The sequence below is a fragment of the Sphingopyxis sp. YR583 genome (assembly GCF_900108295.1).
In the GTDB taxonomy this organism is placed as follows: domain Bacteria; phylum Pseudomonadota; class Alphaproteobacteria; order Sphingomonadales; family Sphingomonadaceae; genus Sphingopyxis.
The window spans coordinates 120,644-135,806 of record NZ_FNWK01000004.1 but is presented as its reverse complement, the minus strand read 5'-3'; the positions used below and the strand labels follow the sequence as shown (position 1 = coordinate 135,806).

The following is a 15,163-nucleotide window of genomic DNA, read 5'->3' as shown; positions in this document are numbered from 1 at the left end:
GGGTCTTCATGTCGGATACTTCTTCCTCGCTTGGGAGCGTGGACGGTGGCGCGCCGTTCGAACTACACTATTTTCCGCCCGATCCCGATCTGGCGGAGATGGTGTCGAGTTTCTATTTCGCGCGATTGAACCTGCCGCGCTTCGACGAATATGAACGCGCCGACCGCGCCCAGTTCCGTTTCGTGACCAACGCCGACGGCGAATATGTCTTTGAGGACGGCCACCGCGCGACCGTGTGCCGCGCCAATATCATCGGCCCGACCAGCGCGCGCGTGCGCGCGATCAGCAACTGCCCGGCCCAATTGTTCGGGTTCGGGATGCTCCCCGCGGGCTGGGCCGCGCTGATGGGCGACGATGCCGACAAGCTGACGGACCGCGCGATGGATGCCGCCGACCTGTTCGGCCCCTGGATCGAGGAGGTCGCGACCGCGCTCGAAAAGGCCGTGACCGTCGAAGAAAAGCTGGTGATCGGCAATAATTTCGCGCGCGAGGTGCTGACCCGCAATGAACAGCCGCCGATGTGGTTCATCCGCACCGTCGATGGATGGCTGACCGCATCGCCCTCGCCGCAGGTGCCCGAACTGGTCGAGAAGACAGGGATGTCGATCCGTTCGGTCGAGCGGATGACGAAGCATTATTACGGGCTGTCGCCGCGGATGCTGGCGCGCAAATATCGCGCGGTTCGCGCCGCCTCGGCGCTGGCGCGCGGCGAAGGGCTCGACTCCGCGCAGCTTGGCGACGCCTTTTACGACCAGTCGCACCTGATCCGCGAAATCAAGCGCTTCGCGGGCGCGACCCCCGGCCAGCTCGGCAAGCCGACGAGCTATACCGAGGCGACCACGAAAGGCCGCAAGCAGCTAGCGGGCAAGGTCAGCCCGCTCGTCTCCGAGACCTGAGCCTGCGGCCCCGGCCGCCGTTAACCTTCAAAAATTATCTGTCCCGTCGTTTTGGCGTTTTCATCCAATCGCGAATCATCGCGTCGGCATAATCCGTGACTGCGACCCAGAAGAGCTCATCCTCTGACGAGGACTTGAGACCTTCATCTTGGCACTCATTTGGCTTTGGCCGGATGGGTGCCTTTTTTTCTTGGCATCCAAATAGCGCCCGCTGGTTGCGCCGCACCAAAGCCTCGCCTATATAAGTGGAGTAAATTACTCCAGTTAAGAATCGTTCGCAACTGCGACGGAAAAGATCAATGCGCCTGTCCAACCTTGCCGATTATGCCGTGGTGCTGATGAGCGCCGCCGCCCGCCAGTGCGGGTCGGTGCCGATTCACGCCGGCATGCTGGCCGAGCAGACGGGCATTCCGGGGCCGACCGCGCAGAAGCTGGTGAGTCAGCTCGCGCGCGCCGGCCTGCTGGTCGCATCGCGCGGCAGCGGCGGCGGCGTGCGGCTCGCCCGACCGGCTGCGGCAATCAATGTCGCCGATATCATCGAGGCGGTCGAAGGACCGATCGCCCTCACCGCTTGCGTGTCCGAAGGGCGCCATGATTGCTCGCTCGAAGGCAGCTGTAAGGTGCAGCCGCATTGGGGCGTCGTGAATGGTGCCGTGCGCGGCGCGCTGGCGGACATCAGCCTTGCGAGCCTTGCCGCCACACCCAAACCCTCCTTCACCCGGCCTGCCCCGGCATTGGCCGGCGACGAGATCAGAATATGACCGACAACACCGAACTCCCCGTCAAGGATCAGGCCGCGCACGACGCCGCCGCAAAGGTCGCCGATTATGAGCATGGCTGGTCGTCCAGCATCGAGACCGACTTCGCGCCCAAGGGACTGACCGAGGATACGGTCCGCTTCATCTCGGCGAAGAAGAACGAGCCCGAATGGATGCTCGACTGGCGGCTGAAGGCGTTCCGCCACTGGCAGACGATGGAGACGCCCGACTGGGCGAAGCTCAACGTCCCGCCGATCGATTATCAGGACGCGTACTATTACGCGGCGCCGAAGGCGAAGCCCAAGCTCTCGAGCCTCGACGAGGTCGACCCCGAAATCCTCGAAGTCTATAAAAAGCTCGGCATTCCGATCGAGGAGCAGAAGGTGCTCGCCGGCGTCGAGGGCGCGCGCAAGGTTGCAGTCGATGCGGTGTTCGACAGCGTCAGCGTCGCGACGACCTTTCGCGAGGAGTTGAAGCGTGCGGGCGTGATCTTCCTGTCGATTTCGGAAGCGATCCGCGAATATCCCGAGCTGGTGAAGAAGTGGCTCGGCAAGGTCGTGCCGATGCACGATAATTATTTCGCGACTTTGAATTGCGCGGTCTTCTCGGACGGCACCTTCGTTTACGTGCCCGAAGGCGTGCGCTGCCCGATGGAGCTCAGCACCTACTTCCGTATCAATGCCGAGAATACGGGGCAGTTTGAGCGGACTTTGATCATCGCTGACAAGGGCGCTTATGTGTCCTATCTCGAAGGCTGCACCGCGCCGATGCGCGACGAGAACCAACTGCACGCCGCGGTCGTCGAACTGGTCGCGCTCGACGATGCCGAGATCAAATATTCGACGGTGCAGAACTGGTATCCGGGCAATGCCGAGGGTCTCGGCGGCATCTATAATTTCGTGACCAAGCGCGCGCTCTGCCAGGGCAAGCGCAGCAAGGTGTCGTGGACGCAGGTCGAAACCGGCTCTGCGATTACGTGGAAATATCCGAGCTGCGTGCTGAACGGCGACGACAGCGTCGGAGAATTCTATTCGGTCGCGGTGACCAACAATTACCAGCAGGCCGACACCGGCACCAAGATGATCCACAATGGCAAGCGCACGCGCTCGACCATCGTCAGCAAGGGGATCAGCGCGGGCAAGTCGAACAACACCTATCGCGGGATCGTGCGGGTGGCGCCGAATGCCGAGGGCGTCCGCAACTTCACGCAGTGCGACAGCCTGCTTCTGGGCAGCACATGCGGCGCGCATACCTTGCCGTACATCGAGGTCCGCAACCCGACCGCGACCGTCGAGCATGAAGCGACGACGAGCAAGATCAGCGACGACCAGCTCTTCTACGCGATGCAGCGCGGGCTGGGGCAGGAAGAGGCGGTGGCGCTGATCGTCAACGGCTTCGCCAAGGAAGTGCTGCAGCAGCTGCCGATGGAGTTTGCGGTCGAGGCGCAGAAGTTGCTGGGGATCAGCCTTGAAGGGAGCGTGGGATGAACCGGATTTTGGCAACGGGCCTTTTCTTGGGCGCGACACTACTCTCCGGGGCGGCTCATGCGCAGGCCAATGCGATGCTGCTGGCGCAGGCCAATGATCGTTGCATGACGACTTACGCCGTCCGCATGACCAAGACCGATGCGACCGACGACGCGATTTTTGCCGCGGCGACCGAGGGATGCAAGGAGCTGAAGGCCCAGCTCTTCGGCGCGATCGACAAGGAATATCCGGCCGATCAGGCCAGCGGCCTGAAGTCGCAGCTCGACGCGGCGGAAAAGCCGAACTTCATGAAACTATTGCAGAAGATACGTACCGACCGCCTGCAACGCGGCGCGAATTGAACGGACCCACGATGCTCAAAATTGAAAACCTCCACGCCACCGTCGCCGACAAGCCGATCCTGAAGGGCCTGTCGCTCAGCATCAACGCGGGCGAAATCCATGCGATCATGGGGCCCAATGGCGCGGGCAAGTCGACGCTCTCCTATGTCCTCGGCGGGCGCCCGGGCTATGAGGTCACCGAAGGTTCGGCGACCTTCGACGGGCAGGATTTGCTCGACATGGACCCGCACGAACGCGCCGCTGCCGGCCTGTTCCTCGGCTTCCAGTACCCGGTCGAAATCCCCGGCGTGTCGAATGTCCAGTTCCTGCGCGAAAGCCTGAACGCCCAGCGCAAGGCGCGTGGCGAAGAGCCGCTGTCGGGCGGCGACTTCCTGAAGCTCGCGCGCGAGAAGGCGGGGCTGCTCAAGCTCGACATGGACATGCTCAAGCGCCCGGTGAACGTCGGCTTTTCGGGCGGCGAGAAGAAGCGCAACGAGATGGTGCAGATGGGCATCCTCGATCCCAAGCTCGCGATCCTCGACGAGACGGACTCGGGCCTCGACATCGACGCGCTGCGCGTCGTCGGCGACGGGATCAACAGCATCATGCGCCGCCCCGACAAGGCGGTGCTGCTGATCACCCATTATCAGCGCCTGCTCGACTATGTGCAGCCCGATTTCGTCCACGTCCTCGCCGCCGGCCGCATCGTCAAGTCGGGCGGCCCGGAGCTCGCGCTCGAACTCGAACGCGAAGGCTATGCGGAGATTGCGGTGTAATGCGCGCGCATTTTTCCTTCTTTCGTCATGCCGGACTTGATCCGGCATCCATGATCGCGTGGACCCCGGATCAAGTCCGGGGTGACGAAGTGTGGGAGTTCGCCAGTTGACCACCCCGCTCCCCACCCGACGCGACGAAGCGTGGCGCTATAGCGACATCGACGCGGTGGCCGCCGCGTGGCCGCTGCCCGCGCCCGAAAGCATCATGGTGCCCGCGGGCGGCGACTTCCGCCGCGCGATCGTGCAGGACGCAGGCGATATCCGTCAGATCGAGCTGGTGCTCGGCAAGGGTGCGACCGCGTCGCTGCACGTTCTCAACATCGGCGGCGCCTATGGCCGCATCGAACTCGCCGTGACGCTCCACGAAGGCGCCGACTTCAACCTCGGCGCCGCGCAGATCGGCGGCGGCGAACAGAATCTCGAGATCGTCACCACGGTCACCCACGCCGAACCCGGCGCGACGTCGCGGCAGATGGTGCGTTCGGTCCTCGGCGGTACCGCCACCGGCACCTATCTCGGCAAGGTCGCCGTCGCACGCGACGCGCAGCAGACCGACAGCGAGCAGGATGTGAAGGCGATGCTGCTCGACCGCAGCGCGACCGCCAACGCCAAGCCCGAGCTCGAAATCTTCGCCGACGACGTCAAATGCGCGCACGGCTGCGCGATCGGCGAGCTCGACGCGATGAGCCTCTATTATCTCCAGTCACGCGGCCTGCCGCCCGCCGAGGCGAAGAAGCTGCTGCTGCAAGCCTTTGTTGCGGGCGTCTTCGATGGCGCCGAGGATGAGGAAAAATTGCAGGCGCTGGCACTGGCGAAGCTGGGAGAGTTGGTGTGAGCACCGCGACCGCGCTCCGCAGCTTCCCCGACGTCCGCGGCGACTTTCCCGGGCTGACGCCCGACTGGCACTATCTCGACACCGCCGCGACCGCGCAGAAGCCGCAGGCGGTGATCGACGCGACAGTGAAGGCGATGGGGCTCGATTACGCGACCGTACACCGGGGCGTCTATGCGCGCTCGGCAGACATGACGCTTGCCTATGAGGCGGCAAGGCGGCGCATCGCGGCGTTTATCGGTGCGAAGGAAGAGCAGATCGCGTTCGTGCGCGGCGCGACCGAGGCGATCAACCTTGTCGCTTATTCGCATCCGAAGAAGGGCCGCGTGCTGCTGTCGGTGCTCGAGCATCACAGCAATATCGTTCCGTGGCAGCTTGCTGGCTGGCAGGTCGACGTGTGCCCGCTCACCGCCGACGGGTGTATCGACCTCGAAGCCGCCGAAAAGCTGCTGACCCCCGAACACAATATGGTCGCCTTCGCGCATGTCTCGAACGTCCTCGGCAGCCCGCTCGACGTCGCGCGCGCGGCGGAGATCGCGCACCGCGTCGGAGCAGAGTTGCTGGTCGATGGCTGTCAGGCGGTGCCGCGACTGCCCGTCGATGTCGCGGCACTCGGCTGCGACTATTATGTTTTCTCTGGCCACAAGCTGTACGGACCGACCGGCGTCGGCGTGTTGTGGAGCGACAAGCTCGATACGCTTCCGCCGTGGCAAGGCGGCGGGTCGATGATCGACCGCGTGACCTTTGCCAAGACAACCTATGCCCCTGCCCCCACCCGTTTCGAGGCGGGCACGCCCGCGATCATCGAGGCGATCGGGCTCGCCGCGGCGGTCGATTATGTCGAAGCGATCGGGATCGACACGATCCATGCGCACGAATGCGCGCTGGTCGGCACGCTGCGCGATGCGCTCGCGCGCAAGAATAGCGTCACGCTTTTTGGCCCCGAAAACAGCGCCGGAATCGTGAGTTTTGCGATGGCGGGGGTTCATCCGCACGACATCGGCACTATCTTGGATGAAAGCGGGGTCGCGATCCGCGCCGGGCACCATTGCGCACAGCCGCTGATGGAGCATCTGGGCGTACCCGCGACCGCGCGCGCGAGTTTTGGCGTTTACAGCAATGACGATGATGTGGCGGCGCTGATCGATGGCCTCGCCCGCGTCGAGAGGATTTTCGGATGAGCGAGGATCGCATGATCAAGGTAGAAGAAGTCACGAGCGTAGAGGCACCGCCAAAGGCACGCGTCGACGATGCCGAGACCGCTCCGGAAACGATGGGCGAAAAGCTGGAGCGCAAGCGCGACTATCTGGAAGGCTTCCTTGCGGCCAAACCCGCGGCGGTCGAGCCCGGCGCGGTCGGCGGTGACCTGTATGAAGCCGTGATCAACGCGCTGAAGGATATCTTCGACCCCGAAATCCCCGTGAACATCTACGACCTCGGCCTCATCTACAATGTCGAGATCGACGAGGGGCATGTGATGGTCACGATGACGCTGACGACGCCGCATTGCCCGGTCGCGGAATCGATGCCCGCCGAGGTCGAACTCCGCGTCGGCGCGGTTCCCGGGGTCGGCGATGCCGAGGTCAACCTCGTCTGGGATCCGCCATGGTCGCCGCAGAATATGAGCGACGAAGCGCGGCTCGAACTGGGGATGCTGTGATGACCGAGACCAAAACCCGCGCACGCCCTGCCGCCGTCGCCCTGACGCCGAACGCCGAAGAGCGCATCGCCAAGCTGATGGCATCGGCGCCCGAAGGCGCGATCGGCGTCCGGCTGTCGACTCCGCGCCGCGGCTGTTCGGGGCTCGCTTACTCGGTCGACTATGTCACCGAAGAGGTGAAGTTCGACGAGAAGATCGAGACGCCGGGCGGCGTCTTCTACATCGACGGCGCGTCGGTGCTGTACCTGATCGGCAGCACGATGGACTGGGTCGAAGATGATTTCGCCGCGGGCTTCGTGTTCGAGAATCCGAACGCCAAGGGCGCGTGCGGTTGCGGCGAAAGCTTCACCGTTTAAATCAAAGCTTGGGCGTGTTTTCCGCGTCCTACGTTCAAAGCGCCGCTTAGCGGCAGACCGACCAGCCGCCCGACCGCACCGCCATGTCGAAATGGAAATGATTGGCGTGCGCGGCATTGTGATCGGGTGACAGCACCGTGCTGAACAGCCCGCAAGTCCCGTCGCGCACCGCGTGCAGAAACTCGCTGCGCTTGTCACCCGGCGCCCAGTCGTTGATCAACGACACGCGCGTCCCGTCGGCAAGGACGAAGGCCGAGATGTCGATCGCGTTGGCGGTCGAATGCTGGCTCTGCGCTTGCTCGCCCGCGATCTTGCGACAATTATAGCTGCCGAGATTTTCGACCTCGACCACCCTTTGCCCGAAATATTTCTGCGCGAGCGGTTGGACGACGTCGCGGTCCCAAAGGATGAGCGCCGCGGTTACGGCGCAGCCCGGCGCGACATTGGCGGGGCGCATCGTCGGCGCGAATTTGTTGCTTGTCAGGATCATCCGCTGGCTCGCGCGGCACACGCCAGTACCGATTGCGGGTCTGCGCAGATAACCCGCCCCGGCACGGTCGAAGGCGGCGAAGCAGGCGGTGTCATCGCTTGCCAGCGCGACCAGCTTACCCTCGGTCGCCCAGCCGCGCGGGTGCGCGAGTTCGAAACGCACACCCGGGATATGCTCGGGATGCGCACGCACCCATTTCATGCCGAGGATTGCGCCGATGGCCAGCAAGACGGCGACGGCGAACCAGATCAGATAGGGGCGGATGCTTTGCACCGCGCCTTAGTGGCGCGCGGCATGCCTTCGCACAAGCCACCTCCGCCTGATGAGTTCAGGCGTCGGCAAAACCCATCCCGGAAAAGCCAAAAGAAAAGGGCCGGAGTTTCCCCCGGCCCTTCCCTAAATCATGTGCGCTTCGATCAGGCGCCGGTCACGTCGGCCGTATCGACCTTCACGCCGGGGCCCATCGACGACGACAGCGCGATCTTGCGGACATATTTGCCCTTCGCGCCGGCCGGCTTGGCCTTGACGATCGCGTCGACGAACGCGTCGAAGTTCTGGCGGAGCTTTTCTTCGCCGAACGACAGCTTGCCGAGGCCGGCGTGGATGATGCCGACCTTTTCGACGCGGAATTCGATCTGACCGCCCTTGGCGGCCTTCACGGCTTCGGCGACGTTCGGGGTCACGGTGCCCAGCTTCGGGTTCGGCATCAGGCCCTTCGGACCCAGCGTCTTGCCGAGGCGGCCGACGATGCCCATCATGTCCGGCGTCGCGATGACGCGGCCATAGTCGAGGTTACCCGCGAGCATGTCTTCCATCAGGTCTTCGGCACCGACCTTGTCGGCGCCGGCGGCCAGCGCCTTGTCGGCATTGTCGCCGCGCGCGAACACGGCAACCTTGACGTCCTTGCCGGTACCGGCGGGGAGCGTCACGACGCCGCGGACCATCTGGTCGGCGTGGCGCGGATCGACACCGAGGTTCATCGCGATTTCGAGCGTTTCGTCGAACTTGGCCGAGGCCAGCTCGCGAACGGTCTTCAGCGCTTCGTCGATGGTGTGCAGCTTCAGCGCATCAACCTTGCCCTCGAGGGCCTTCTGCTTCTTGGTCAGCTTTGCCATCGGTTCAGCCCTCCGTCACTTCGAGGCCCATCGAGCGCGCGCTGCCCTCGATGATCTTCGTTGCCTGTTCGATGTCGTTCGCGTTGAGATCCTTCATCTTGATCTCGGCGATTTCTGCGAGCTTCGAACGCGCGATCTTGCCACCGCTGATCTTGCCCGGCTCCTTCGAACCCGACTTCAGGTTCGCGGCCTTCTTGATCAGATAGGTTGCCGGCGGGGTCTTCGTGACGAACGAAAAGCTCTTGTCGGCGAACACGGTGATGATCGTCGGGGTGGGCGTGCCCTTCTCCAGGGAATCGGTCGCGGCGTTGAACGCCTTGCAGAATTCCATGATGTTCACGCCGCGCTGACCGAGCGCCGGCCCGAGCGGCGGCGACGGGTTGGCGGTGCCGGCGGGCACCTGCAGCTTGATGTAGCCGCTAATCTTCTTGGCCATGATGGCCTCCTTTCTTTCTGTCGCCCCGAACCTTGATCCGGGGCTCAAAATAAGCGGTCAAACAGAAGGGCATCACCCCTTCCTCCCGCGCGGAATCGAATCGGCTCCCGACAAGTCGGCCCGATGCGAAGCGGCGCCCCTACCTCCGCACGCGCCAAAATGCAAGGACAGCGCCCCTTCAAGCCAAAAAGAAGACCCGCCCCCGAGCCCATGTCCCCGGGGGCGGGCCGCGACCCGTCGTCTTTTGCGGCCCTGCCCTCACATCATGATGCAGGACAAGGGCCCGAAAGATCAGGCGAGGTCGAAACGGTCGGCGTTCATCACCTTGGTCCACGCCTTGACGAAGTCCTTCACGAACTTCTCTTCATGGCCCTTCTCGGCATAGACTTCGGCGGTCGCGCGCAATTGCGAGTTGGAGCCGAAGATCAGGTCGGTCCGCGTCGCGCGCCAACGTTCGATGCGTCCGCCGCGGTCGTAGCCGATGAACTCCTCGTCGCCGCTGGCGTCGACGACTTCCCAGAGTGTGTCCATGTCGAGCAGGTTGACGAAGAAATCGTTCGTCAGCTGGCCGACACGGTTGGTGAACACGCCTTCCTTCCTGCCGCCAGCGTTGGCGCCGAGGACGCGAAGGCCACCGATCAGCACGGTCAGTTCGGGCACCGACAGACCGAGCAGCGACGCGCGGTCGAGCATCAACTCCTCGGTCTTCACGCTATGCTTGGTCGAGAGATAGTTGCGGAAGGCGTCGGCCTTCGGCTCCATCACGTCGAAGCTGTCGGCGTCGGTCCACTCCGCGGTCGCGTCGCCGCGGCCGCCGGTGAAGGGCACCGAAATGTTGAAGCCCGCATCCTTTGCCGCCTTCTCGACCGCCGCCGAACCGGCCAGCACGATCGCATCGGCGAGCGACAGGCCGCCGCGCAGCTCGTTGATCTTGCCGAGCACCTTGGCGAGCTCGGCCGGATCGTTGACCGTCCAGTCTTTTTGCGGCGCCAGCGCGACGCGCGCGCCATTGGCGCCGCCGCGATGGTCCGACTTGCGATAGGTCGAAGCCGACGCCCACGCTGTCTTGACGAGTTCGCCAACGCTGAGCCCCGAACCGAGGATCGCGGTCTTGAATGCCGAGACGTCGCCATCCGACGGCTTGGTGCCGGCCGGAACCGGATCCTGCCAGATCAGGTCTTCGGCGGGGACTTCGGGGCCGAGGTAGCGAACCTTGGGCCCCATGTCGCGGTGGCAGAGCTTGAACCAGGCCCGCGCAAAGGCGTCCTTGAACGCTTCATGGTCATTCCGGAACTTCTCCGAAATCTTGCGATAATCGGGATCGACCTTGAGCGCCATGTCGGCGGTCGTCATCATCGTCGGCACGCGCTTGCCCGGATTATGGGCGTCGGGCGCCTTGTCCTCTTCCTTCTGGTTGATCGGCTGCCACTGCTGCGCGCCCGCGGGACTGCGCACCAGTTCGTAGTCATAGTCGAGCAGCAGGCGGAAGAAATTCTCCGACCATTCGGTCGGCGTGTTGACCCATGCGCCTTCGAGGCCGCTGGTGATCGCATGCGCGCCCACCCCGGTTTCGAAGCTCGACGACCAGCCGAGGCCCTGCAGTGCGATGTCCGAACCCTCGGGCGACTCCCCGACCAGGCTTGCATCGCCTGCGCCATGCGCCTTGCCGAAGGTGTGGCCGCCGGCGGTCAGCGCGACGACCTCCTCGTCGTTCATCGCCATGCGTTCGAACGTCACCTTCATGTCGCGTGCCGACAGCAAGGGATCGGGATTGCCGCCCGGCCCTTCGGGATTGACGTAGATCAGCCCCATCTGGATCGCGGCGAGCGGGTTTTCGAGATCGAGCTTCTTGTCGGGATCGATGCGCGTCTGGACGCCCTCGCTGACCCACAGATCCTCGGCGCCCCAATAGATATCGCGCTCGGCCTCATAGACGTCGGCGCGGCCGCCGCCGAAACCGAACACCGGGCCGCCCATCGATTCGATCGCGACATTGCCGGTCAGGATGAACAGATCGGCCCAGCTGATCTTGCTGCCGTATTTCTGCTTGATCGGCCACAGCAGGCGGCGCGCCTTGTCGAGATTGCCATTGTCGGGCCAGCTGTTGAGCGGGGCAAAACGCTGTTGCCCGCTGTTGGCGCCGCCGCGTCCGTCGGCAGTGCGATAGGTGCCCGCGGCGTGCCACGCCATGCGGATGAAGAACGGTCCGTAATGACCATAGTCGGCAGGCCACCACGGCTTGCTGTCGGTCATCAGCGCAGTGATGTCGGCCTTCAGCGCTTGATAATCGAGCAGCGCGAAGGCTTTGGAATAATCGAAATCCTCACCCATCGGGTCGGGCGATGCGCCGCCCTGATGCAGGATTTCAAGCGGCAGCGCGTCGGGCCACCAGTCCTTGTTCGTCCGGCCGAGCAGCCCGCGGTTTTTGGTGATCGGGCAGCCTTTTGCGGGATCGATGGGGGTGGGGTCGTTCATGCAGTCTCTCCTTTTATGGTTTGTCGGCTTTTATGGCTTTTGGAAAGCGTGGCGCAGGCCGATGACCGGCACATGACGAGCCGGCGACTTCGGCGTCGCCGTGGGGCGTTCGGTCGAGGCGCGTGGCGAGTCGATGCCGTCATCCTTTCGCTCTGACCCGGGCAGGATAGGCCGCGCCCGCCCATCGACCTAAACGAATAAGGTGAATTCAGTGATTGAGTGGTCCGATCATAGGCACAGCTTTCCGCTGCACTCCACCGCGCCCACCGCAGAACCGCCACGCCCCGACGTAAGCGGGACGAGTTGCGGAACATCGAGCCGTGCCAACGGGTTGACCGGACGCCGCATCAAAAGATTTTCCGCGGCGCAAGGAGATGGAAAGTGGCTAACAACCCGAACCAGCAGAATGAAAAGAAACCGCAGTCGGATCGTGACCGTCAGCAGCAACAGCAGGGCGGCCAGAACCGCCAGCCCGGCAGCGACCAGCGCCCCGATCAGGGCCGCCAGAGCCCGCAGCAGCGCTGACCTCGTCAGCCTGCATGAGAAAGGGCCGCCCCTTCAGGGGCGGCCCTTTTCTTTTAGCGGAAGGGACTCCGCCTAGAAACTGAACTTCACCGTCCCGCCCCACGTGCGTTCGTCGCCAACCTGCCCGGCAATCAATCCGGTATTGCCGGGAGCAACCTGTAAAAGTTCGATATAGTTGGTGTCGAAAGCGTTGCGGACCCATCCGAAGACATCGAGCCCTTCGCCGCGGAAGCCGACGCGGAAGTTGGTGAGCGCATAGCCCTTCACATTGGTGTAGATCGACGGCGATGCGTTCGAATTCCAGTGCGAACGATAATTGCCGTCGACGCCGAGATAGATCTGCCCCTCTTTCGCCAGCAGCGTGACGGGGACGTTGGTCTCTGCACCGTAGGAGAAGGCCCATTTGGATACGCCTGGCAGACGCTGGCCCGAGATATCGCATTGACGCGGGCTGGCGGTGTTGGGAACGCCGGCGTTGGAATAATCGGGCGCAGCACCCGACGGCTGGAGCGTCCCGCCGGACAGTTCGGGCGGGCACGGCGCGTTGGTGAATTTCTTGTATTTTGCGTCGGTATAGGCGCCGTTCGCATAAGCGGTGAAACGGTCGCTCGCCACGATCTTCAGATCCGCCTCGATGCCCTGCGTCCGGACCTTGTCGGCGTTGGCGAGATAGCCGCGCACCGTGCCAAACTGCCCGCCGTTCACCGTCGCCTGGAAATCCTTGATGTCGGTGCGGTAAGCCGAGAGGTTGAATGTCGCCCGCCGGTTCAGGAACTGCGTCTTGAGACCGATTTCGAAATGATCGATCGATTCAGGCTTCACCGTGCTCGCATCGTAATTGACCGTGTTGTCGGCGTTGAGCGGCAGACCATTCTGGTTGATGCCCAGCGTCTTGAAGCTCTTGGCATAGGTCGCATAGGCCAGAATGTCGGGCGCAAGCTTGTAGTTGACGTTGAAGTCGTAGGTAAAGTTCCACGCGCTGTCCGACGGCGCGCTTTCCTGTGGCTGGTAGACGCCGCACTGCGCAGCCAGCACCGCGGGAAGCGGGTTGCCCGGGGTCGGGGTGCAATTGATGACCTGCCCGGCACCATTCGTCACGACGCGCCGGTAGAAGCCCGATTTCTTGTCATAGTTGAGGCGCGCGCCCGGCTGGATCGTCAGGGCGTCCGTAACCTTCCAGCTCAGCTGGCCGAACAGCGCCGCGCTGGTGCTCTTGAGATACTGCGTATTGGTGGCCGTCAGACCGTTGAGGACGCTGGGATCGTTCGCGAGCGCGCCGGTCAGGCTCCACTTGCTCGCGTCGGCGCCCTGTTGTTCCGTACCCTGTGTGTCGATTCGCTGCTTGAAGCCGAACAGGCCGAGGACGAAGTCGACCTTGTCGCCCTCGTAATTATAGCGGAATTCCTGGCTATACTGGTCCTGCTGCGAGGGATTCTGCGACCGCGAAACGATCGACAGGCCGGTAAAGTCGCGATCGTTTTCGGGCTTCCAATCCCAAAAGCGCCAAGCGCTGATCGACGTAAGCGTGCCGGGACCGACGTCCCACTTCACCCGAACAGACGCGCCGCCGATCTTGTTGCCCGCGTTGAGGCTGGCGTCGAGGTCGGTGAGGCGCGCATAGGGGTTGGCGCTTGGCACCGCATAGTTGCGGCCGGGATTGGCGGCGTTGACCGCCGCGACCAGCGCATCATACTGGCGAGTGAGCACGCGCTGCGTCCGGCCGACGCGGACATAGGTCGTGCCATAGCCTTCGGGATCCTGCTTGCTGTAATCGCCCGCGACCGTGATGCTGAGATCGTCATTGGGCTGGAACAGCAATTGGCCGCGAAGCCCCAGATTGTCCTGTTCGTTAATCCAGCGGTCGCTCGTGACGTTATAGAGCGTGCCGCGGCGGCTGGTCGCGGCGATCGCGATGCGTGCCGCAATCTTGTCGGTCAGCGGGCCCGAGATCGCCGCCTTCGCCTGACGATAGTTGAGGTTGCCGACGCTGACCTCGGCGCGCCCCTCGAAATCGAAGGTCGGCTGGTTGGTCGTGATGTTGATCGCGCCGGCCGTCGTATTCTTGCCGTACAGCGTGCCCTGCGGGCCGCGCAGCACTTCGACCTGCGCGACATCGAGAAAGTCGAATGTCGCGGCGGCGACGCGCGAATTATAGACGTCGTCGACATAGATGCCGACGCCCTGTTCGAACCCGTCGCTGGTCAGGCCAAACGGCACGCCGAGGCCGCGGATGTTGACCGAGGTGTTGCGCGGGTTCGACGTATAAACCTGAAGCGTCGGTGCGAGCTGCTGGAGCTTCACGACGTTGAAATTGCCGGTCGCCTCGATCGAATCGCCGCGGATCACCGAGATCGCAACGGGCACTTCCTGTGCGGTTTCCTGGCGGCGGCGGGCAGTGACGATGATGATATCGCCGCGGCTGGCCTGGTCATCGGTATCGTCGGCCGCAGCGGTCGCGGTGGCAGCGCCGGCTTCATCGGCGGCGGCTTCAGCAGCCAAAGCGGGCGTCGCGGCGCCCGCGAGCAAGAGCGACAAGGTAAGTGAGGAGGCCTGCACGCGGCGGCGGACCGAAGGATATTTCGCAGTCATGGGTCAATTCCTGTTGCAATAGAAATCACCACATCCGGCGGTCCGGTCTGCGGCAGGAGGGGACGCAGTCCCCTTGGGAGCTCAAAAAATTTCAGTTCGGGTAGCGGTGCCGTTCGGTCACATCGACCTGCACAAGACGCCCCTCGTGCACGGTCAGCTGGATTGCACCGAACTTCAGCTTGTCGAGTGCTTCGAGCACGGTCTGAATGGCGCGCGGCACCTCTTCGGAGCCGCCTTTGGCGACTTCGTTGATAGCGCTCATGGTAATTCCTTTCCCTCGTGGATTCGCCGGTCAAGCATATGCCAAGTGATTTAGTAGACAATGATTGATTTGCTTTCTGCGCCGAAAGGTTGGGTTGTTGCGCCAAACGGACCGCGGCGAACGGATTCGAGCATGCGACGAGCCGACCGACCGGGCGACGCCGGGGATTGCGCGCGAGTCCCAGTG

16 protein-coding genes are annotated in these 15,163 nt (G+C 63.5%); 10 read left to right on the top strand and 6 right to left on the bottom strand.

Going from position 1 to position 15,163, the window contains the following annotated elements; genetic code table 11:
• Positions 1-8: 8 nt before the first annotated feature.
• The 9 genes from BLW56_RS17980 (at position 9) to BLW56_RS17940 (ending at position 7,085) form a co-directional block, all read left to right on the top strand.
• Positions 9-896, top strand: coding sequence for an AraC family transcriptional regulator (locus BLW56_RS17980; RefSeq protein WP_093512312.1), 888 nt, complete (start codon positions 9-11; stop codon positions 894-896).
• 299 nt (positions 897-1,195) lie between these two features.
• Entirely contained in the window at positions 1,196-1,657 is a 462-nt protein-coding gene (locus BLW56_RS17975; protein WP_093512310.1) for an SUF system Fe-S cluster assembly regulator, read from the top strand.
• Positions 1,654-3,141 carry a Fe-S cluster assembly protein SufB gene (sufB, locus tag BLW56_RS17970; RefSeq protein ID WP_093512308.1) on the top strand — a complete coding sequence of 496 codons (1,488 nt, stop codon included), beginning with the start codon at positions 1,654-1,656 and terminating at the stop codon, positions 3,139-3,141. The genes BLW56_RS17975 and sufB overlap by 4 nt, the downstream gene beginning before the upstream one ends.
• A complete protein-coding gene (locus tag BLW56_RS17965; RefSeq protein ID WP_093512306.1) occupies positions 3,138-3,482 on the top strand; it encodes a hypothetical protein in 345 nt (114 codons plus the stop codon). Before sufB ends, BLW56_RS17965 begins: the two co-directional genes overlap by 4 nt.
• An 11-nt stretch (positions 3,483-3,493) precedes the next feature.
• Positions 3,494-4,237, top strand: coding sequence for a Fe-S cluster assembly ATPase SufC (sufC, locus tag BLW56_RS17960; protein WP_093512304.1), 744 nt, complete (start codon positions 3,494-3,496; stop codon positions 4,235-4,237).
• Between the two features lie 106 nt (positions 4,238-4,343).
• Positions 4,344-5,072 carry a SufD family Fe-S cluster assembly protein gene (locus tag BLW56_RS17955; RefSeq protein WP_093512302.1) on the top strand — a complete coding sequence of 243 codons (729 nt, stop codon included), beginning with the start codon at positions 4,344-4,346 and terminating at the stop codon, positions 5,070-5,072.
• On the top strand, positions 5,069-6,250 hold the full coding sequence (locus BLW56_RS17950; RefSeq protein ID WP_093512301.1) for an aminotransferase class V-fold PLP-dependent enzyme: 1,182 nt from the start codon (positions 5,069-5,071) through the stop codon (positions 6,248-6,250). Before BLW56_RS17955 ends, BLW56_RS17950 begins: the two co-directional genes overlap by 4 nt.
• On the top strand, positions 6,247-6,729 hold the full coding sequence (locus tag BLW56_RS17945) for an SUF system Fe-S cluster assembly protein (RefSeq protein WP_093512299.1): 483 nt from the start codon (positions 6,247-6,249) through the stop codon (positions 6,727-6,729). Before BLW56_RS17950 ends, BLW56_RS17945 begins: the two co-directional genes overlap by 4 nt.
• A complete protein-coding gene (locus BLW56_RS17940) occupies positions 6,729-7,085 on the top strand; it encodes a HesB/IscA family protein (RefSeq protein ID WP_177176016.1) in 357 nt (118 codons plus the stop codon). Before BLW56_RS17945 ends, BLW56_RS17940 begins: the two co-directional genes overlap by 1 nt.
• Before the next feature lie 46 nt (positions 7,086-7,131).
• Here the strand turns inward: BLW56_RS17940 and BLW56_RS17935 are convergent, their stop codons facing one another.
• From BLW56_RS17935 to katG, 4 genes are all read right to left on the bottom strand, one after another.
• Complete coding sequence (locus tag BLW56_RS17935; RefSeq protein WP_256203637.1) at positions 7,132-7,848, bottom strand: extensin-like domain-containing protein; 717 nt, start codon at positions 7,846-7,848, stop codon at positions 7,132-7,134.
• A gap of 143 nt (positions 7,849-7,991) precedes the next feature.
• Positions 7,992-8,690 (bottom strand): 50S ribosomal protein L1, encoded by a 699-nt coding sequence (gene rplA / locus BLW56_RS17930; protein WP_093512295.1) that lies wholly within the window; start codon positions 8,688-8,690, stop codon positions 7,992-7,994.
• A gap of 4 nt (positions 8,691-8,694) precedes the next feature.
• Positions 8,695-9,126 (bottom strand): 50S ribosomal protein L11, encoded by a 432-nt coding sequence (gene rplK / locus BLW56_RS17925; protein WP_093512293.1) that lies wholly within the window; start codon positions 9,124-9,126, stop codon positions 8,695-8,697.
• Positions 9,127-9,417: 291 nt separating this feature from the next.
• Positions 9,418-11,601 carry a catalase/peroxidase HPI gene (katG, locus tag BLW56_RS17920; protein ID WP_093512292.1) on the bottom strand — a complete coding sequence of 728 codons (2,184 nt, stop codon included), beginning with the start codon at positions 11,599-11,601 and terminating at the stop codon, positions 9,418-9,420.
• A gap of 381 nt (positions 11,602-11,982) precedes the next feature.
• Between katG and BLW56_RS20675 the strand changes: the two genes are divergently transcribed.
• The gene (locus tag BLW56_RS20675) at positions 11,983-12,126 is read left to right on the top strand and encodes a hypothetical protein (RefSeq protein WP_177176015.1); all 144 of its coding nucleotides are present in this window, start codon (positions 11,983-11,985) and stop codon (positions 12,124-12,126) included.
• A 72-nt stretch (positions 12,127-12,198) separates the two neighbouring features.
• Here the strand turns inward: BLW56_RS20675 and BLW56_RS17915 are convergent, their stop codons facing one another.
• Entirely contained in the window at positions 12,199-14,715 is a 2,517-nt protein-coding gene (locus tag BLW56_RS17915; protein ID WP_093512290.1) for a TonB-dependent receptor, read from the bottom strand.
• 91 nt (positions 14,716-14,806) lie between these two features.
• Complete coding sequence (locus BLW56_RS17910; RefSeq protein WP_082521326.1) at positions 14,807-14,977, bottom strand: YezD family protein; 171 nt, start codon at positions 14,975-14,977, stop codon at positions 14,807-14,809.
• Between the last annotated feature and the right edge of the window lie 186 nt (positions 14,978-15,163).

Excerpts from the sequence above, each read along its gene's own strand:
- sufB (WP_093512308.1), top strand. The coding sequence starts at position 1,654 with ATGACCGACAACACCGAACTCCCCGTCAAGGATCAGGCCGCGCACGAC.
- katG (WP_093512292.1), bottom strand. The coding sequence starts at position 11,601 with ATGAACGACCCCACCCCCATCGATCCCGCAAAAGGCTGCCCGATCACC.
- BLW56_RS17965 (WP_093512306.1), top strand. The coding sequence starts at position 3,138 with ATGAACCGGATTTTGGCAACGGGCCTTTTCTTGGGCGCGACACTACTC.
- rplK (WP_093512293.1), bottom strand. The coding sequence starts at position 9,126 with ATGGCCAAGAAGATTAGCGGCTACATCAAGCTGCAGGTGCCCGCCGGC.
- sufC (WP_093512304.1), top strand. The coding sequence starts at position 3,494 with ATGCTCAAAATTGAAAACCTCCACGCCACCGTCGCCGACAAGCCGATC.
- BLW56_RS17915 (WP_093512290.1), bottom strand. The coding sequence starts at position 14,715 with ATGACTGCGAAATATCCTTCGGTCCGCCGCCGCGTGCAGGCCTCCTCA.
- BLW56_RS17910 (WP_082521326.1), bottom strand. The coding sequence starts at position 14,977 with ATGAGCGCTATCAACGAAGTCGCCAAAGGCGGCTCCGAAGAGGTGCCG.
- BLW56_RS17975 (WP_093512310.1), top strand. The coding sequence starts at position 1,196 with ATGCGCCTGTCCAACCTTGCCGATTATGCCGTGGTGCTGATGAGCGCC.
- BLW56_RS17945 (WP_093512299.1), top strand. The coding sequence starts at position 6,247 with ATGAGCGAGGATCGCATGATCAAGGTAGAAGAAGTCACGAGCGTAGAG.
- rplA (WP_093512295.1), bottom strand. The coding sequence starts at position 8,690 with ATGGCAAAGCTGACCAAGAAGCAGAAGGCCCTCGAGGGCAAGGTTGAT.
- BLW56_RS17940 (WP_177176016.1), top strand. The coding sequence starts at position 6,729 with ATGACCGAGACCAAAACCCGCGCACGCCCTGCCGCCGTCGCCCTGACG.
- BLW56_RS17980 (WP_093512312.1), top strand. The coding sequence starts at position 9 with ATGTCGGATACTTCTTCCTCGCTTGGGAGCGTGGACGGTGGCGCGCCG.